The organism is Limnohabitans sp. TEGF003, from assembly GCF_055395455.1.
Window position 1 is genome coordinate 2,285,259 of record NZ_AP029225.1, and the last position, 18,823, is coordinate 2,304,081.

General features: G+C 60.9%; 15 protein-coding genes. 2 read left to right on the forward strand and 13 right to left on the reverse strand.

Going from position 1 to position 18,823, the window contains the following annotated elements; translation table 11 throughout:
• Positions 1-2: 2 nt before the first annotated feature.
• A complete protein-coding gene (ppsA, locus tag ACZ5RT_RS11185) occupies positions 3-2,393 on the reverse strand; it encodes a phosphoenolpyruvate synthase (RefSeq protein ID WP_464452498.1) in 2,391 nt (796 codons plus the stop codon).
• 144 nt (positions 2,394-2,537) lie between these two features.
• On the opposite strand from ppsA, the gene ppsR reads away from it, so the two are divergent.
• Complete coding sequence (gene ppsR / locus ACZ5RT_RS11190) at positions 2,538-3,359, forward strand: posphoenolpyruvate synthetase regulatory kinase/phosphorylase PpsR (protein WP_108426865.1); 822 nt, start codon at positions 2,538-2,540, stop codon at positions 3,357-3,359.
• 9 nt (positions 3,360-3,368) lie between these two features.
• Here ppsR and glmM read toward each other — a convergent pair whose 3' ends face one another.
• The 4 genes from glmM to ACZ5RT_RS11210 all read right to left on the reverse strand — a co-directional run bounded on the left by glmM (position 3,369) and on the right by ACZ5RT_RS11210 (position 8,421).
• Positions 3,369-4,697 (reverse strand): phosphoglucosamine mutase, encoded by a 1,329-nt coding sequence (glmM, locus tag ACZ5RT_RS11195; RefSeq protein ID WP_291929586.1) that lies wholly within the window; start codon positions 4,695-4,697, stop codon positions 3,369-3,371.
• Between the two features lie 87 nt (positions 4,698-4,784).
• A complete protein-coding gene (gene folP / locus ACZ5RT_RS11200; protein ID WP_464452499.1) occupies positions 4,785-5,672 on the reverse strand; it encodes a dihydropteroate synthase in 888 nt (295 codons plus the stop codon).
• Between the two features lie 63 nt (positions 5,673-5,735).
• Positions 5,736-7,652: an ATP-dependent zinc metalloprotease FtsH gene (gene ftsH / locus ACZ5RT_RS11205; RefSeq protein ID WP_291929588.1), complete on the reverse strand. Its 1,917-nt coding sequence runs from the start codon at positions 7,650-7,652 to the stop codon at positions 5,736-5,738.
• Between the two features lie 106 nt (positions 7,653-7,758).
• The gene (locus ACZ5RT_RS11210) at positions 7,759-8,421 is read right to left on the reverse strand and encodes an RlmE family RNA methyltransferase (protein ID WP_464452500.1); all 663 of its coding nucleotides are present in this window, start codon (positions 8,419-8,421) and stop codon (positions 7,759-7,761) included.
• Positions 8,422-8,452: 31 nt separating this feature from the next.
• On the opposite strand from ACZ5RT_RS11210, the gene ACZ5RT_RS11215 reads away from it, so the two are divergent.
• Positions 8,453-8,926 (forward strand): YhbY family RNA-binding protein, encoded by a 474-nt coding sequence (locus ACZ5RT_RS11215; protein WP_291929589.1) that lies wholly within the window; start codon positions 8,453-8,455, stop codon positions 8,924-8,926.
• 82 nt (positions 8,927-9,008) lie between these two features.
• Here the strand turns inward: ACZ5RT_RS11215 and greA are convergent, their stop codons facing one another.
• The 8 genes from greA to ACZ5RT_RS11255 all read right to left on the reverse strand — a co-directional run bounded on the left by greA (position 9,009) and on the right by ACZ5RT_RS11255 (position 18,818).
• Entirely contained in the window at positions 9,009-9,485 is a 477-nt protein-coding gene (gene greA / locus ACZ5RT_RS11220; protein ID WP_291929590.1) for a transcription elongation factor GreA, read from the reverse strand.
• Positions 9,486-9,589: 104 nt separating this feature from the next.
• On the reverse strand, positions 9,590-12,850 hold the full coding sequence (carB, locus tag ACZ5RT_RS11225) for a carbamoyl-phosphate synthase large subunit (RefSeq protein WP_464452501.1): 3,261 nt from the start codon (positions 12,848-12,850) through the stop codon (positions 9,590-9,592).
• Positions 12,850-14,025: a glutamine-hydrolyzing carbamoyl-phosphate synthase small subunit gene (gene carA, locus ACZ5RT_RS11230; protein ID WP_464452502.1), complete on the reverse strand. Its 1,176-nt coding sequence runs from the start codon at positions 14,023-14,025 to the stop codon at positions 12,850-12,852. Before carA ends, carB begins: the two co-directional genes overlap by 1 nt.
• A 199-nt stretch (positions 14,026-14,224) precedes the next feature.
• A complete protein-coding gene (locus ACZ5RT_RS11235; RefSeq protein ID WP_464452503.1) occupies positions 14,225-14,998 on the reverse strand; it encodes a TrmH family RNA methyltransferase in 774 nt (257 codons plus the stop codon).
• The gene (gene rnhB, locus ACZ5RT_RS11240) at positions 14,995-15,612 is read right to left on the reverse strand and encodes a ribonuclease HII (protein ID WP_464452504.1); all 618 of its coding nucleotides are present in this window, start codon (positions 15,610-15,612) and stop codon (positions 14,995-14,997) included. Before rnhB ends, ACZ5RT_RS11235 begins: the two co-directional genes overlap by 4 nt.
• Positions 15,584-16,750 carry a lipid-A-disaccharide synthase gene (gene lpxB, locus ACZ5RT_RS11245; RefSeq protein ID WP_291929595.1) on the reverse strand — a complete coding sequence of 389 codons (1,167 nt, stop codon included), beginning with the start codon at positions 16,748-16,750 and terminating at the stop codon, positions 15,584-15,586. The genes rnhB and lpxB overlap by 29 nt, the downstream gene beginning before the upstream one ends.
• Positions 16,750-17,850 carry a DegT/DnrJ/EryC1/StrS family aminotransferase gene (locus ACZ5RT_RS11250; RefSeq protein ID WP_464452505.1) on the reverse strand — a complete coding sequence of 367 codons (1,101 nt, stop codon included), beginning with the start codon at positions 17,848-17,850 and terminating at the stop codon, positions 16,750-16,752. The genes lpxB and ACZ5RT_RS11250 overlap by 1 nt, the downstream gene beginning before the upstream one ends.
• A gap of 26 nt (positions 17,851-17,876) precedes the next feature.
• A complete protein-coding gene (locus ACZ5RT_RS11255) occupies positions 17,877-18,818 on the reverse strand; it encodes a Gfo/Idh/MocA family oxidoreductase (RefSeq protein WP_464452506.1) in 942 nt (313 codons plus the stop codon).
• Positions 18,819-18,823: the final 5 nt, after the last annotated feature.

Genomic DNA, 18,823 nt, shown 5'->3' on the forward strand with positions numbered 1-18,823 from the left:
CATCAACGACCCAGATTGGTCCAGGTTTCGATGACGGTGTCGGGGTTCAGCGAAATCGAGCTGATGCCCTGGTCCATCAGCCAATGCGCAAAGTCGGGATGGTCCGAGGGGCCTTGACCGCAAATGCCGATGTACTTGCCCTGCGCCAGACAGGCTTTGATGGCCTGCGATATCAAGGCCGTCACCGCTGGATCACGTTCATCAAAGTCCACCGCCAGCAACTCCATGCCCGAGTCGCGGTCCAGGCCCAAGGTCAGCTGGGTCAGGTCGTTGGAGCCGATCGAGAAGCCATCAAAGAATTCCAGGAACTGCTCCGCCAGAATGGCGTTGCTGGGCACCTCGCACATCATGATGAGCTTGAGGCCGTCTTCGGCACGGCGCAAACCCTGGCTGGCCAGCAGCTGGGTGACCTTTTCGGCCTGGCCCAGGGTGCGCACAAAAGGCACCATGATCTGCACATTGGTCAGGCCCATCTCGCCACGCACCCGCTTGAGGGCCTCGCATTCCATGGCAAAGGCCTCGCCAAAGTCTTCGCTGATGTAACGGGCAGCGCCCCGGAAACCCAGCATCGGGTTTTCTTCTTCCGGCTCGTAACGGCTGCCGCCAATGAGCTTGCGGTACTCGTTGCTCTTGAAGTCGGACAAACGCACGATGACCGGCTTGGGCCAGAAAGCGGCGGCAATGCTGGCCACACCTTCGGCCACCTTGTCGACGTAAAAAGCGCGGGGGGACGCATGGCCACGGGCCACCGATTCCACGGCTTTTTTCAGGTCGGCATCGATGGCGGGGTAATCCAGGATGGCCTTGGGGTGCACGCCGATGTTGTTGTTGATGATGAACTCCAGACGCGCCAGACCCACGCCAGCATTGGGCAGCTGGGCAAAGTCAAACGCCAGCTGCGGGTTGCCCACGTTCATCATGATTTTGGTCTTGATCTCGGGCAGCACGCCACGCTGGATCTCGCTGACCTCGGTTTCCAGCAGGCCGTCGTAAATGTGGCCGGTATCGCCTTCGGCGCAGCTGACGGTGACCAGCGTGCCTTCGGTCAATTGCTCGGTGGCATTGCCGCAACCCACCACGGCCGGAATGCCCAACTCGCGGGCAATGATGGCGGCGTGGCAGGTGCGCCCGCCCCGGTTGGTGACGATGGCGCTGGCGCGTTTCATCACGGGTTCCCAGTTCGGGTCGGTCATGTCGGTCACCAGCACGTCGCCGGGCTGGACCTTGTCCATCTCGCTGATGTTGTGCACCAAACGCACGGGGCCCGTGCCGATCTTCTGCCCAATCGCGCGGCCTTCAGCCAAGATGGTGCTTTTGCCTTTGAGTTTGTAACGCAGCTCGGGCGCGCCCTTGGCCTGGCTTTTCACGGTTTCGGGACGGGCCTGCAGGATGTAGAGCAAGCCGTCGGTGCCGTCTTTGCCCCATTCGATGTCCATGGGGCGGCCATAGTGCTGCTCGATCACCACCGCATAGCGGGCCAATTGCTCAACCTCGTCATCGGTCAGGCTATAGCGGTTGCGCAGCTCGGTGGGCACATCGGTGGTTTTGACCAGCTTGCCCGACGCGGCTTTTTCTTCCGGTGTGGCAAACACCATCTCGATCAGTTTGGAGCCCAGGTTACGGCGGATGACACTGCGCTTGCCCGCGGCCAGCATGGGCTTGTGCACATAAAACTCGTCCGGGTTCACAGCGCCTTGCACCACCGTTTCGCCCAAGCCGTAGCTGGAGGTGATGAACACCACGTCTTCAAAGCCCGACTCGGTGTCGATGGTGAACATGACGCCTGCCGCACCCAGATCGGAGCGCACCATGCGCTGCACACCCGCCGACAAGGCCACATCGGCGTGGGCAAAGCCCTTGTGCACGCGGTAGCTGATGGCGCGGTCGTTGTAGAGCGAGGCGAAGACCTCTTTCATCTTGTGCAGCACGTCGTCGATGCCAACCACGTTCAAAAAGGTTTCCTGCTGGCCTGCAAAGGACGCGTCCGGCAGGTCTTCGGCCGTGGCCGAAGAGCGCACCGCAAACGAAGCCTCAGGGTTGCCGCCCTGCAGGCGAACAAATTCTTCACGAATGGCTTTTTCCAGATCGGCCGGGAAAGGCTGGGCTTCGACCATGGCGCGGATCTCCGCACCTGCCGCGGCCAAGGCGCGCACGTCCTCGGTGTCCAGCGCGTCCAGACGGGCGTTGATGCGATCGCTCAGGCCATCAAAAGCCAGGAACTGGCGAAACGCGTGGGCGGTGGTGGCAAAGCCCGTGGGCACCCGCACACCGGAAGGCAGCTGGGAAATCATCTCCCCCAGGCTGGCGTTTTTGCCACCGACCGACTCGACGTCGGTCATGCGCAATTGTTCAAAGGGGACGACCAGGGCGGTCTCACTGAAAAGATCAGACATGCAAAGCTCCAAAGTTAAAACCGGGTGCCATGGAGCCGGGAAGGGCTGTGTTGTTCTTGTGGTTCGCGCGCCGACCGGGGGGCCATGGATAATCGAATCATTTTAGGGGGCTTGGTGCCCCTGCCCTTTGAAATTTTTGCACGCATGTCCAAACGCACTGTTTTTTTCGTGTCTGACGGCACCGGCATCACGGCCGAGACTTTTGGCAACGCCATCCTGGCGCAGTTCGACATGAAAACGCGGCATGTGCGGCTGCCCTTCACCGACACCATCGACAAGGCGCACCAGGCTGTGCGCCAAATCAACCACACGGCCGACACCGAAGGCAGCAAACCCATCGTCTTCACCACCCTGGTGAACATGGATGTCCTCAAAGTTCTGCAAGAGCACTGCCAGGGCATGCTGCTGGACATGTTCGGCACCTTCGTGAACCCGCTGGAAAACGAGCTGGGCATCAAGTCGCACCACCGGGTGGGCCGTTTTTCCGACGTGAGCAAAAGCAAGGAATACCACGACCGGATCGAAGCCATCAATTTTTCCCTGGCCCACGACGATGGCCAGTCGAACCGGGATCTGGAATCGGCCGATGTGATTTTGGTGGGTGTGAGCCGCAGCGGCAAAACCCCGACCAGCCTGTACCTGGCCATGCAGCATGGCCTCAAAGCGGCCAACTACCCCTTGATTCCGGAAGACTTTGAACGCAAGCAGCTGCCCCCTGCCCTGGTGCCGCACCGCAAAAAAATCTTCGGCCTGAGCATCCACCCCGACCGCCTGGCCGAAATTCGGGCAGAGCGCAGACCCAATTCGCGTTATGCCAGCATTGAAAACTGCCGCATGGAAGTGTCTGAAGCCGAGGCGATGATGCGCCGCTCAGGCATCCGCTGGCTGTCCACCACGACCAAATCGATCGAAGAAATCGCCACCACCATCCTGCAGGAAATCAAACCGGAGCGGCTGATTTATTGAACACTGGCTTCAGGCCAGGGTGGCGGCGATGCGCTCAGCGCATTGGCGGGCCTGATCGGCATCACGGGCTTCGACCATGACGCGCACCAAAGGCTCTGTGCCGCTGGCGCGGATCAGGACCCGCCCCGAATCGCCCAGCTGCGCCTCGGCAGCGCGGGTGGCGTCCCACAAAGGCCGATGGCCTTCCCAGTCAAAACCCGGCTTCAGGCGCACATTGATCAGCGTCTGTGGGAACAGTGTGATGCCCTCCAGCAACTGCGCCATGGTCTGCCCACTGCCCACACATGCTTGCAACACCTGCAAGGCGCTGACCAACCCGTCACCCGTGGTGTGCTTGTCCAGGGCCAGCAAATGGCCTGAACCTTCACCGCCGAGCAACCAGCCCTTGTCGTGCAAGACCTCCAGCACATAACGGTCGCCCACTTTGGCCCGCACAAATTGCACGCCTCGCTGCTTGAGGGCCACTTCCACCGCCAGATTGGTCATCAAGGTGCCCACCGCGCCGGGCACGGCTTCATCCCGGGCCAAGCGGTCTGCGACCATCAAATACAACAACTCATCGCCATTGAACAGGCGACCACTGGCGTCCACGACTTGCAGGCGATCGGCATCGCCATCGAGCGCAATGCCGTAATCGGCCCGGTGGTCCTTGACCGCCTGCACCAGCGCATGGGGGTGGGTCGCGCCCACGCCTTTGTTGATGTTCAGGCCGTCGGGCGAGCAGCCGATGGCCACCACTTCGGCACCCAACTCATGGAACACCTTGGGCGCGATCTGGTAGGCGGCCCCGTGGGCGGCGTCCACCACCATCTTCAGGCCCTTGAGGGTCAGGTCGTTGGAGAAGGTGCTCTTGCAAAATTCGATGTAGCGACCTGCCGCATCGTCCAGACGCCGGGTTTTGCCCAGCGCGGCCGAATCCACCCAGACCGGGTCCTCAAGCAAGGTCGCTTCCACGGTCTCCTCCCAGGCGTCAGACAATTTCTTGCCTTGGGCGCTGAAGAACTTGATGCCGTTGTCCGCAAAGGGGTTGTGGCTCGCACTGATCACCACCCCCAAAGAAGCGCGTTGCGCGCGGGTCAGATAAGCGACGGCCGGAGTGGGCACCGGGCCCAGCAAGACGACGTCGACCCCGGCCGAGTTGAAGCCCGACTCCAGGGCGCTTTCCAGCATGTACCCCGAAATGCGGGTGTCTTTGCCGATCAACACCGTTGGGTGCGTCTCCTGCGACTTCAAAACACGGCCCACGGCATGCGCCAGGCGCAAGATGAAATCGGGCGTGATCGGGCTTTGGCCCACCGTGCCGCGAATGCCGTCTGTGCCGAAATATTGACGTGCCATCTGAACAATCCTGATTTTTGTAATGACTGAGAGAATTTTAGTCGTCCAGACACACCGGAAAACTGACGGATACAAACGCTGAGCGCGTCAATGCGGCCTGGCGTTCTGGTTCATGGCCTGCCAGATCTTGAGCGCGTCCACCGTGTCCTTGACATCGTGCACCCGGACCACCGAAGCCCCCCGCTGCACCGCCAGCAAAGCCGCGGCCACACTGGCCGCTTGTCTTTGGGCAGGTTCCGGCACTTGCCCATCGTGGGCCAGTGCAGCGCCCAAAGCTGATTTCCGGGACCAGCCCGCCAAGACAGGCCGTCCCAGGTGCAACAAGTCAGCCTGCTGCGCCAACAGCTGAAAATTCTGCGCCACCGTCTTGCCAAAGCCGATACCCGGGTCCAGCACCAGCCGGGCAGCGCCCACCCCAGCATCCAGCAAAGCGTGCATGCGGGCATGCAAAAAGCTTTCCACCTCGCGCAGCACATCGCCCGCCATGGTCTCGATTTGCATGGTTTGCGGGTCACGGTGCATGTGCATCAGACACACACCGCAGCTTGGATGGGCAGCCACCACCTGCTCGGCCCCCGGCTGACGCAGCGCCCAGATGTCGTTGATGATGTCCACCCCCGCATCGAGCACCGCCTGCATCACCTCGGGCTTGTAAGTGTCCACCGATATGGGCACTTGCCAGCGAACCGCTTCGCGCAAAAAAGGAGCCAGCCGCGCCAACTCCTGCGCCATGGGCACCACCACAGCGCCTGGGCGGGTGGATTCCGCGCCGATGTCCAGAATGTCGGCCCCATCGCGCAACAGTTGCTCGGCGTGGCGCAAGGCTTGGGCGGTTTCGGCATGTTGTCCGCCGTCCGAAAAAGAATCGGGCGTGAGATTGACAATGCCCATGACTTTGGGCTGCGACAGGTCCAGCTCAAATCGGGTGGTTTGCCAGTGCAAGGCGCTGTTCGGTCGGGTCAGGGGGGTGTCCATCGAGGTGACTCCATGAAAAACGGGGCCCGAAGGCCCCGCTGTGGTCAGGCGCTGCCTGAGCCATCAAGCCGCAGTGGTAGCCGGCTCGGTTTGAACCGCAGGGGTTCCACCGCCATTGCCGCCACCCGAAGGGGGCGTGCGAGGTGTCCAGTCCTTGGGTGGCAAAGGATCGCGCCCGGCCATGATGTCGTCGATCTGGTCCTTGTCGATGGTTTCCCACTCCAGCAAGGCTTTGGCCATGGCGTGCATCTGGGCGCTGTGCTCCTCGATCAGGCGACGGGCCAGTTTGTACTGCTCGTCGATGATGCGGCGCACTTCCATGTCCACCTTTTGCATGGTGGACTCGCTCATGTTGGTGGTCTTGGTGACCGAACGACCCAAAAACACTTCGCCTTCGTTCTCGGCATAGACCATCGGGCCCAGCGCGTCGGTCATGCCATAACGCATCACCATGTCGCGGGCAATCGATGTGGCACGCTCGAAATCGTTGCTGGCGCCCGTGGTCATCTGGTTCATGAACACTTCTTCCGCAATGCGGCCACCGAACAGCATGCTGATCTGGTTCAGCATGAACTCCTTGTCGTAGCTGTAGCGGTCTTGCTCGGGCAGGCTCATCGTCACACCCAAGGCGCGGCCACGGGGAATGATGGTGACCTTGTGCACCGGATCGCACTTGGGCAGCAGCTTGCCAATCAAGGCGTGGCCCGCTTCGTGGTAGGCCGTGTTGCGACGCTCGTGCTCGGGCATGACCATGCTCTTGCGCTCGGGGCCCATGAGGATTTTGTCCTTGGCTTTTTCGAAGTCCTGCATCTCGACCACACGGGCGTTGCGGCGTGCGGCCATCAGGGCGGCTTCGTTGCACAGGTTGGCCAGATCGGCACCGCTCATGCCGGGTGTGCCACGGGCGATCACGCCCGCATTGACATCCTGGCCGATGGGCACTTTGCGCATGTGCACGTTGAGGATCTGCTCACGGCCGCGAATATCGGGCAAGGTCACATACACCTGACGGTCAAAGCGACCCGGGCGCAGCAAAGCGGCGTCCAAAATGTCGGGACGGTTGGTGGCGGCCACCACGATCACGCCCAGGTTGGTCTCGAAACCGTCCATCTCGACCAGCATCTGGTTGAGGGTCTGCTCGCGCTCGTCGTTGCCGCCGCCCAGACCTGCTCCCCGCTGCCGGCCCACCGCATCGATTTCGTCGATGAAGATGATGCAAGGCGCGTTCTTTTTGGCGTTTTCGAACATGTCACGGACACGAGCCGCACCCACGCCGACAAACATTTCCACAAAGTCGGAGCCCGAAATGCTGAAAAACGGCACCTTGGCTTCTCCGGCGATGCCCTTGGCCAGCAAGGTCTTACCGGTTCCCGGTGGGCCCACAAGCAACAAGCCACGGGGAATGCGACCGCCCAATTTCTGGAATTTCTGCGGGTCCTTCAGGAAGTCCACCACTTCCTTGACTTCTTCTTTGGCTTCGTCACAACCGGCCACGTCCGCGAAGGTGACCTGATTGTTGTTTTCATCGAGCATGCGGGCCTTGGACTTGCCAAAGCTGAACGCACCGCCCTTGCCACCACCCTGCATCTGGCGCATGAAGTACACCCAGACGCCGATCAGCAGCAGCATGGGTCCCCAACTGACCAGCAGGGTCATGAGCAGCGAGCCTTCCTCGCGGGGCTTGACGTCAAACTTCACGCCGCTGTTGATCAGGTCACCCACCAGACCGCGGTCCAGGTAGGTGGCAGTGGTCTTGATGCGGCGGTCATCGTTGGTGATGGCCAGAATTTCGGTGCCGCCAGGGCTCTCGGAAATGGTGGCGCTCTTGATCCGGTTACCGCGAACCTCTTCCAGAAAATCTGAATAGCCAATGGCACTCGCACCAGCGACACCACGGTTGTCAAATTGCTTGAACAAGGTGAACAGCACCATGGCAATCACCATCCAGACGGCAATTTTGGAAAACCAGGGGTTATTCAAGAGGGGCTCCAATCGAAAAAAATGACTGTTCTCATTCTAGGCCTGTAGAAGGCGGCCATGGCACCCGAATCGGGTTTTGGCCCTCTAAAAGGCAGGAATTACGACATCAAACACCGTGAATCAGGCCCATGCCCACCAAAAAAGTCTCCGCGGACTTGTCCCGGGAGGATTTGGGCTTGATCGGCTTGACCACCTTGAAGGTCTCCTTGAACATCTTGACGATCTGGCTGTAGCCACTGCCGTGGAACACCTTGACCACCAAAGCACCCTGCGGTTTCATGTGGTTTTGGGCGAATTCCACCGCCAACTCGATCAAATGCTGGACCCGCGCCGCGTCCGAAGACGCGATGCCCGACAGATTGGGGGCCATGTCGGAGACCACCACATCGGCCTGGCGGCCTTCCAGCGCGGCTTCGAGCAAGGCGGCGACCTCGTTTTCACGGAAATCTCCCTGAATGAAGTGCACACCTTCCACCGGGGCCATGGGCAAAATGTCCAGCGCGATGATGCGGCCGTTGAGTTCGCCCACCGCCGCGCCGTCCGGCGACAAACGGCGGCGCAGGTACTGGCTCCAGGCGCCCGGGGCCGAGCCCAGGTCCACCACCAGATCGCCCGGCCGGATCAAGCCCAGGGTTTCGTCGATTTCCTTGAGTTTGTAAGCCGCCCGCGCCCGGTAACCCTCTTTCAAGGCCAGTTTCACATAGGTGTCGTTGACGTGGTCGTTCAACCACGCTTTGTTCACCTTTTTACTTTTGGTTTTGACTTTCATTCTTTTGCGTCCTTGCGGGGATAATACGGGGATGCCCCAAATACAACTCACACCTGCCGAGCGCAAAGTTTTTCGCGCCGATGCCCACCACCTCGATCCCGTCGTCATGATCGGCGGCGATGGGCTGACCCCTGCCGTCATCAAGGAAACCGAAGCGGCCCTGAATGCCCACGGCCTGATCAAAATCCGTGTGCTGGGCGATGACCGTGCCGCACGCGAAGCCATGTTCGCCCAACTGGCCGACCAGCTCAGCGCCGCGCCCATCCAGCACATCGGCAAACTGCTGATCCTGTGGCGGCCTCAGCCCGAAAAAATCAAGGAGCACGACGAAGACCGCAAAGCCGGTCCACGCGACTTCAAAATCCTCAAATACAGCTCACGCGGCGGCCAGCGCCCCGAAGTCAAAACTGTTCGCGTCCTGGGCAACCAGCGGCTGGCCGCTGGCGGCCAGATCAAGCGGGCCAAGCCCAAGCAGAAGTCGGTCAAAAAAGGCCGCCACGACTGAAGGCTCCGGCTTCAATGACTGCGCCCCCACCAGGGGGTGACACCACCCACCAAGGCCGCCAAACAGCGGCCTTTGTTTTGCCTTAAACGTAAGACACGCCCACGATCTCGTAACGGCGCACACCGCCCGGAGCCTGAACTTCGGCCACATCGCCCTCTTCCTTGCCAATCAAGGCCCGCGCAATCGGGCTGCTGATGTTGATCAGCCCCAGCTTCAAATCGGCTTCGTCCTCGCCCACGATCTGGTAGGTCACAGCCTCGCCCGTGCTCTCGTCTTCCAGCTCGACCGTGGTGCCAAACACCACGCGCCCGCCTGCATCCACCGATGCCGGGTCGATGATTTGCGCAGCCGACAGCTTGCCTTCGATTTCCTGAATCCGGCCTTCGATGAAACCCTGACGGTCTTTGGCCGCATCGTATTCGGCGTTCTCGCTCAGGTCACCCTGGGCACGCGCTTCGGCAATGGCCTGGATCACGGCGGGACGGTCCACAGTTTTGAGGCGGTGCAACTCGTCCTTGAGTTTTTCGGCACCGCGTTTGGTGATCGGGATGGTTGACATGTTCTCGTTACTCCAAAAGGAAACCGCCGAGCGATGAGACTCGGCGGTCATTGGCAACATTATGCCCCGCACCCGGGTCGGGGTGCAGGACGAGGGGCCAAAGGTCAGGCGGCCAGTTGCGCGTGCATTTCCTGGATGGAAATCACGCCCAGTTGGTCCATGTACTTCATGCCCTCCACAGCCGCTTCCGCGCCGGCAATGGTGGTGAAGGTGGTGACGCGGTTGAGCAAGGCCGAGGTGCGGATATGCCGCGAGTCGGCGATGGCGTTGCGGCGCTCTTCGACCGTGTTGATCACCAGCACGATTTCGTTGTTCTTGATCATGTCCACGATGTGCGGGCGGCCTTCGGTCACCTTGTTCACCGTGGCACACGCCACGCCTGCAGCCTGAATGGCCGCAGCCGTGCCCTTGGTGGCCACCAACTCAAAGCCCTGGGCCACCAACTGGCGGGCCACTTCGATGGCGCGAGCCTTGTCATTGTTTTTCACCGAGATGAACACCTTGCCCGAGGGCGTGCCGTCGGCCTTGGTCGGACGCGGCAGCTTGGTGCCAGCGCCCAATTGGCTCTTCACAAAGGCTTCGCCAAAGGTCTTGCCCACGCCCATCACTTCGCCCGTGGATTTCATCTCGGGGCCAAGGATGGTGTCCACACCCGGGAACTTCACGAAGGGGAACACGGCTTCTTTCACGCTGAAATAAGGCGGTGTGACTTCTTTGGTGATGCCTTGTGACGCCAGAGACTGGCCCGCCATGCAGCGCGCGGCCACCTTGGCCAACTGGATACCCGTGGCTTTGGACACATAAGGCACGGTGCGAGAGGCACGGGGGTTGACTTCCAGCACGTAAATGACATCTTTGCCGTCCACATGCTGGATGGCAAACTGCACGTTCATCAGGCCCACCACGTTCAGCGCACCAGCCATGGCGGCCGATTGGCGCTTGAGTTCGGTCACGGTGGCTTCTGACAAGGAATAAGGCGGCAAGGAACACGCCGAGTCACCGCTGTGCACGCCCGCCTGCTCGATGTGCTCCATCACGCCACCGATGAAGGTCTTGCCTTCAGGGTCGCGCAGGCAGTCCACATCACATTCGATCGCGTCGTTCAGGAAACGGTCGAGCAACACAGGCGAATCGTGCGACACCTTGACCGCTTCGCGCATGTAACGCTCCAGATCGCGTTGCTCGTGCACGATTTCCATGGCGCGGCCACCCAGCACGTAGCTGGGGCGAACGACCAAGGGGTAACCCAAGGCGGCCGCTTTTTCCAAGGCTTCGGCCTCGGTGCGTGCTGTGGCGTTGGGCGGCTGGCGCAGACCGAGGTCTTGCAGCAGTTTCTGGAAACGCTCACGGTCTTCGGCCGCGTCGATCATGTCGGGGCTGGTACCGATGATGGGCACGCCAGCGGCTTCCAAATCGAGCGCCAACTTCAAAGGCGTTTGGCCACCGTATTGCACGATGACGCCTGTGGGCTTTTCCTTGTCGACGATTTCGAGCACGTCTTCCAAGGTCACGGGCTCGAAGTACAAACGGTCCGAGGTGTCGTAGTCGGTCGACACGGTCTCAGGGTTGCAGTTGACCATGATGGTTTCGTAACCATCTTCGCGCATGGCCAAGGCGGCATGCACGCAGCAGTAATCAAACTCGATGCCCTGGCCAATCCGGTTAGGACCGCCACCCAACACCATGATTTTTTTGTTGGTCGTCGGCTCGGCTTCGCATTCGCCATCTCCGTTGCCTTCATAGCAGGAGTACATGTAGGCGGTGTCGGTCGAGAACTCGGCCGCGCAGGTGTCCACGCGTTTGTAAACGGGGCGAACGTTCAGGGCATGTCGGCGTGCACGCACCACATGCTCGGTGGTTTTGAGCAGCTTGGCCAAGCGGCGGTCCGAAAAGCCTTTCTTCTTGAGCGCACGCAACTCGTCGGCCGTGATGGCTTCGAGCGTGGTGGTTTCCAGTTCCAGCTCGATCTTCACGATCTCTTCGATCTGCACCAGGAACCAGGGGTCGATTTTGGTCAAGGCAAACACCTCGTCCACGCTCAGGCCCATGGCAAAAGCATCGCCCACGTACCAGATGCGCTCGGGGCCGGGCTCACCCAGCTCCTTTTCGAGCACTTCGCGGTCCTGGGTTTTCTCGTTCATGCCGTCCACGCCGACTTCCAAACCGCGCAGGGCTTTCTGGAAGGACTCCTGGAAGGTCCGGCCCATGGCCATGACCTCGCCCACCGATTTCATCTGGGTGGTCAGTCGGCTGTCGGCGGTCGGGAACTTCTCAAAGGCGAAACGCGGGATCTTGGTGACCACGTAATCGATCGAGGGCTCGAACGAGGCGGGCGTGGCACCGCCTGTGATTTCATTGCGCAACTCGTCGAGCGTGTAGCCCACGGCCAGCTTGGCCGCCACTTTGGCGATGGGGAAACCCGTGGCTTTGGAGGCCAGTGCCGATGAACGCGACACCCGGGGGTTCATCTCGATGACGACCATGCGGCCGTCTTTGGGGTTGATCGAGAACTGCACGTTGGAGCCGCCCGTGTCCACACCGATCTCGCGCAAAACGGCCAAAGAGGCGTTGCGCAGGATCTGGTATTCCTTGTCGGTCAGCGTCTGGGCTGGTGCCACGGTGATCGAGTCGCCCGTGTGCACGCCCATAGGGTCCAGGTTTTCGATCGAGCAGATGATGATGCAGTTGTCCGCCTTGTCGCGCACCACTTCCATCTCGTACTCTTTCCAGCCCAACAGCGACTCTTCGATCAGCAGCTCATTGGTGGGAGAGGCTTCCAGACCGCGTTTGCAGATCGTCTCGAACTCTTCGGGGTTGTAGGCGATACCGCCGCCCGTGCCACCGAGCGTGAAGCTGGGGCGAATCACAGTGGGGAAGCCGACGCGCTTTTGCACGTCCCAGGCTTCTTCCATGCTGTGGGCGATGCCAGAGCGTGCGGAGCCCAGACCGATTTTGGTCATGGCGTCCTTGAACTTCAGGCGGTCTTCGGCTTTGTCGATGGCCTCGGGCGTCGCGCCGATCAGCTCAACTTTGTACTTCTCGAGCACGCCGTGACGCCACAAATCCAAAGCGCAGTTGAGCGCGGTCTGGCCACCCATGGTGGGCAGGATGGCGTCCGGGCGTTCCTTGGCGATGATCTTTTCGACCGTTTGCCAGGTGATGGGCTCGATGTAGGTCACATCGGCCGTGGCCGGGTCGGTCATGATCGTGGCAGGATTGCTGTTGATCAGGATGACTTTGTAACCTTCTTCGCGCAGGGCCTTGCAGGCCTGCACGCCGGAATAGTCGAATTCGCAGGCCTGGCCGATGATGATCGGGCCCGCGCCAATGATGAGGATGCTTTTGAGGTCGGTGCGCTTAGGCATTATTTGTTCTCCTGGGCCGAGGCCATCAATGCCGTGAAGCGGTCAAACAGGTAAGCAATGTCGTGCGGGCCGGGCGAAGCTTCGGGGTGCCCCTGGAAGCAGAACGCGGGCTTGTCGGTACGGGCCAGGCCTTGCAAAGTGCCGTCAAACAAGGACACATGGGTGGCGCGCAAGTTGGCGGGCAAGGACTTTTCGTCCACCGCAAAACCGTGGTTCTGGCTGGTGATGGACACGCGGCCGGAATCGAGGTCTTTCACAGGGTGGTTGGCACCGTGGTGGCCAAACTTCATCTTGAAAGTCTTGGCACCGCTGGCCAAAGCCATGATCTGGTGACCCAGGCAAATGCCGAAGGTAGGGATGCCGGTTTCGATCAACTCGGAAACGGCGGCAATCGCGTAATCGCAAGGCTGTGGGTCGCCAGGGCCGTTGGACAAAAAGATGCCATCGGGCTTGTGTTGGAGCACTTCGGCGGCGGGTGTCTTGGCCGGCACCACGGTGACTTTGCAGCCGCGCTCGGCCAGCATGCGCAAGATGTTTTTCTTGACGCCGAAGTCATAAGCCACCACATGGAACTTGGGGGCGGTCTGCGTGCCATAACCAGCGCCCAGCTGCCATTCGGTTTGGGTCCACTCGTAAGGCTGAGCGACAGTGACTTGTTGCGCCAGGTCCAGGCCGGCCATGCTCGGGGCCGCCTTCGCGGCAGCAATCGCCTGGTCAATGACCGCTTGGGTGACTTCCTGGCCTTTGGCCAAGCCCACGATCGCGCCGTTCTGGGCACCCTGGGTGCGCAAGATGCGGGTCAGCTGGCGGGTGTCGATGTTGGCAATGGCCACAGTGCCAGCGTCAACCAGGTAGGACGACAAGGTTTGGCTGGAGCGGAAGTTGCTCGCCACCAAAGGCAGGTCTTTGATGATGAGGCCTGCGGCATGGACTTGGTCAGCTTCGATGTCTTCCACGTTGACGCCGTAATTGCCGATGTGCGGGTACGTCAGGGTGACGATCTGCTGGCAATAGCTGGGGTCGGTGAGGATTTCCTGGTAGCCGGTGAGCGAGGTGTTGAACACCACTTCGCCGACAGTGGAGCCGGTGGCTCCGATCGAATTGCCGATAAAGACCGTGCCGTCTGCAAGCGCCAGGATGGCGGGCGGGAAGGTTCCCTGAAGAGACAAAAGCACTGGGTTCTCCGGAATAGTTCGGGTACGCCTCAGCACTCACCAGAGATAGATCTCTTTTTGGCTGCTTGTTCGAGGAATGGGCCTGGGATGGACTGTGGCGTACAGGTTGATGCGGGAAAGCCTCTCATTATAGCCGAGGACCGCTAGTAAACCCTGACAAACCGCCCACCATGACGGCCCGGCAAAGCCGCCAAAATGTTCAAAGACCTGCGGTGGCGCTGGCGTGCAGGCAAATGGCCGCTGCAGTGGCCACGTTGAGGGATTCTTCCCCGCCAGGCTGTGCAATGCGCACCTGGTGCTGCGCCATGGCCATCAGGCTGGCGCTGACGCCCTGCCCTTCGTGACCGAAGACCCAGGCACACTTTCGAGGCAAATTTCCCGCTTGCAGCAAGGCGTGCAAAAACGGCCCCTCGTGTGAGCTGGTGGTGAGCAAGGGCACCTGCAAGGCTGCCACATCAGCCTCGCTGAGTGCTTCGACCAGATGCAGGCCAAAGTGCGCCCCCATGCCGGCCCGCAGCACCTTGGGCGACCACAGGGCCGCCGTGCCTTTGATCGCCAGCACCTGACGGTAACCAAATGCCGACGCACAGCGCAAGATGGCACCGACATTGCCGGCATCCTGCAAACGGTCCAGCACAACGGTGGGCGCGTCCGGCAAGACCTCATGACCGGCACGCCAGTCGACCACAAAGCCCATGCGGGCCGGAGATTCCAAGCCGCTCAAGCTGGCAAACAGGGCATCGGGCAGCACAAACACCTGATCGGTCAATCCTAGCCATTGGTCGCCCTGCTCGGCCTGAAACGACTCGGTCAACACCAGCTGCAGCGGCCGCACACCGCGCTCCAGTGCTGCACGGCACAAGTGGTCCCCCTCCAGCCAGAACTGCCCTGCTTTGCGGTAAGCCGTGGTGTCCTGGGCCAAACGTCGCCAGGTTTTGAGCTGCGGGTTGTCCCGGGAGCTGATCGATTTCATCGCACACTCCTGGCCACGGGGGCAAATGTCATGCGGTGGCAGTCTGCCGGACCATGCGCTTGCAAAGCAGCCAGGTGCTGCGCTGTGCCATAGCCTTTGTGCTGGTCAAAGCCGTAGGCCGGATAGCGCTGGTGCATCGCTTCACACAAACGATCGCGGTGCACCTTGGCCAAAATCGAAGCGGCCGAGATGGCAGGCACCAGCGCATCACCTTTGACAATGGCTTCGGCCCGTATGGCCAAGGTGGGCAAACGGTTCCCGTCCACCAGCACCAACTTGGGCGGCAAGCGCAAGGCCTCGACGGCACGCTTCATGGCCAGCATTGTGGCTTGCAGGATATTGAGCTGGTCAATCTCCTGCACCGACGCTTCGGCAATGGCGCAGCACAAAGCCCGAGCACGGATTTCGTCAAACAGGGCTTCTCGGCGCTTGGCTGTGAGTTTTTTGGAGTCGTTCAGTCCGCGGATGGGGTTCAGGTCGTCCAGGATCACCGCTGCTGCGACCACAGGCCCCGCCAAAGGACCGCGCCCGGCCTCGTCCACCCCGGCCACCAGACCATGGGTCTCCCAGTTCAAGGTTTTTTGCTCAAGCAGCAAGGACTTTTTGGATCGCATGGCTGGCCAGCGTCGGCATGTCACGACGCAATTGAAGGTGCAGGTCGGCAAAACGCTGCTGGATCTTGGCCACCGCCGCAGGATCGTCCAGCCAGCGCAAAACGGCCTGGGCCAAGGCCCGGGGCTGCACCTGCTCTTGCAAGAATTCGGGCACCAAGCCTTCGTTGCACAGGATGTTGGGCAAGCCAATCCAGGGCAACAAGCGCTTGCGGTTGGCAATTTGCCAGGACAGCCATTGCATTTTGTAGGCGATGACCATGGGGCGTTTGTGCAAGGCGGTCTCGAGGGTGGCCGTGCCGCTGGCCACCAAAGCCACATCACAAGCGGCCTGCACTTCGTGAGAACGGCCCATCACCACATGAACATGCGCCTGCATGCCGGCTTCGGCGATGGCCGCCTCCACCATGGGCTTCAAGAGGTCATGCGTGGGCAAAACGAACTTCAGCTCAGGCCTTTGCTGAAGCATGAGCCGCGCCGCTTGCAAAAACGGCAAAGCCAAGCCTTTGACCTCGGACGGCCTGCTGCCCGGCAACAAGGCCACGATGGTGGCCTCTGCAGCCAAGCCCAAGGCTTGTCGCGCGTGCAAGCGGTCTGGCTCCTGTGCGATCACATCGGCCACCGGGTGCCCGACGAAGGTGCCCTCGATCCCGTGCTGAGCCAACAAATCTGGTTCAAAAGGGTAAATGCACAGCACATGGTCCACGCTGTCACGGATTTTTTGCACCCGTTCTGGCCGCCAGGCCCAAATGGACGGGCACACCAACTGAACCGTGGGCACGCCCTTTTGCCGCAGCAAACGTTCCACGGGCAAATTGAAGTCGGAAGCATCCACACCCACATACAGGTCCGGAGGCGAAGCCAGCAAGGCCTGAATCAAGGCCTGCCGGATGCCATGGATGTGGCGGTAACGCCAAAGCGCCTCCACCAAACCGCGCACCGACAACTCGTCACAGGACCAGCGTGACATGAAACCGGTCGCATCCATCTGCGGCCCGCCAATGCCCGAAGCTTGCAAGCGCGGCCAGGTTTTTTGCATGCCTTGCAACAACAAGGCCGCGAGCATGTCACCCGAACGCTCGGCCGCGACCATGCTCACGCACAGGTCTGGCGCGGCCACGTCAGTTGGTGCGCCTGCCATCACGCTTTCAAAGCCTGGCGAATCACGCCGCACACCTCATCAATGGCTTCATTGCTCAGCTCAGGATAGATGGGCAGGGACAGGCAACGCTCGGCCACCGATTCGGTCACCGGGAAACTGGCGCCAGCCGCGATCGAGGCAAACACTTTTTGCTGGTGCAAAGGCACGGGGTAATAAACAGCGCTGGCGATTTGTTGCGCAGTCAATGCCTGCTGGATGGCCGCCCGCTCATCGGTGAGCAAGGTGTACTGGTGGTACACGTGCAGGCCCACACCGTCTTCATAAGGTGTTTGCACATTCAGCCCGGCCAAACCCGCGTTGTAGCGGTGGGCCACACGGCGGCGTTCCTGGTTGTAACGATCGATCAAGGGCATCTTGGCCCGCAACACCACCGCCTGCAGCTCGTCCAGGCGGCTGTTGTAGCCAATGATGTCGTGGTAGTAACGCACTTTGCTGCCATGGTTGCGCAGCATGCGCAGCTTTTCGGCCATGGCGTCGGACTGCGTGGTCACCATGCCACCGTCGCCGTAGCAGCCGAGGTTTTTACTCGGAAAGAAGCTGAAAGCCGCCACATCGCCCATGGCGCCCGTTTTGCGGCCGCCAATGTCGGCACCGAAGGACTGCGCACAATCCTCCACCAGCTGCAACTGGTGCTCTTGGGCCAACGCCATCAGCGGGGCCAGGTCAGCAGGCTGCCCGAACAAATGCACAGGCAGCAAGGCCTTGGTTTTCGGTGTGATCGCACGGCGGGCCTGCGCCACGTCGATGTTGAAGGTGCGTGGATCGATGTCCACAAACACGGCTTTGGCCCCGACGTAGGCGATCGCCTCGGCGGTGGCAATGAAAGTGAAAGGCGTGGTGATGACCTCGTCGCCCGGGCCGATGTCGGCCGCCAACAAGGCCAGATGCAAGGCATCGGTACCGTTGGCGCAGGTGATGGCGTGGGCCACGCCCAGGTAGTCTGCGGCCTCTTTTTCAAAGGCTTGGACATTGGGGCCCAAGATGAATTGGGCAGCATGGAGGGCGCTCAAAAAAGCGGGTTCCAGCTGGGGCTGGAGATCGCGGTATTGCGCGACCAGATCGACCATTGGGATGCGCATGGCGTACCTTTCAAACAGGCTAAAAATCAGGAAATCAATCGGGTGGCTTCGGTGATGCGCTGAACAGCTTCCAGCGCCCGGCGTCCGGACTCGCCACTCACCTTGGGGGGGCGTTCCTCTCGGATGCTCTCGACAAAGTCGAGAATTTCGGAAAACAGGGGGTCGGCTTCGCCAAATGACTGCTCGTGTCGCTCAATGGCCTGCTCGGGATCGGCCATGGGCGTGGTGGCGCCGCGGTAAGTCGTCAAGGTGCGGGCCTGGAAGTCCAGCGAATGGCAGGCCTGGCTTTGAAACACGCGCATCTTGCGCTCGCTCTTGGCACTCACGCGGCTGGCGGTCACGTTGGCCACGCAACCGTTGGCAAAGCGAATACGGGCATTGGCAATGTCGATGTCGGCAGTCAACACGCGCGCACCGGAGCACTCCACACTTTCCAGCTCGCTGTCGACCAGCGACAAAATCAAATCCACATCGTGGATCATCAAATCCAGTAGCACACTCACGTCGGTCGCGCGTGGCTTGAACGGCGCCAGACGCGAGCTGTCAATGAACCGGGGGTTGGACAACAAGGGCTCCAGCGCCAAAGCAGCCGGGTTGAAGCGCTCCAGATGGCCCACCGCCAACACGCATTGGTTCTCCTTGGCCAGGCGGATCAGCGCATCGGCTTGCTCCAGCGTGGTGGTCATGGGCTTTTCGACCAAGACATGCACCCCGGCCCGCAAAAACTCGGCGCAGACTTCGTAATGACCTTGGGTGGGCACCACGATGGAGACCGCATCGACCTGACCGATCAATGCCCGGTAATCCGTCAGTGCGGCGCAGCCCAAAGGCCCGGCGACCGCCTCGGCCTGCTCCTGCCGACTGTCCACCACCGCGACGAGCTGACACTCGGGAATCTTGGCGTACTTTTGAGCATGAAATTTGCCCAGATAACCAACGCCAATGACGGCGCAACGCAACAGGGCCACAGGGC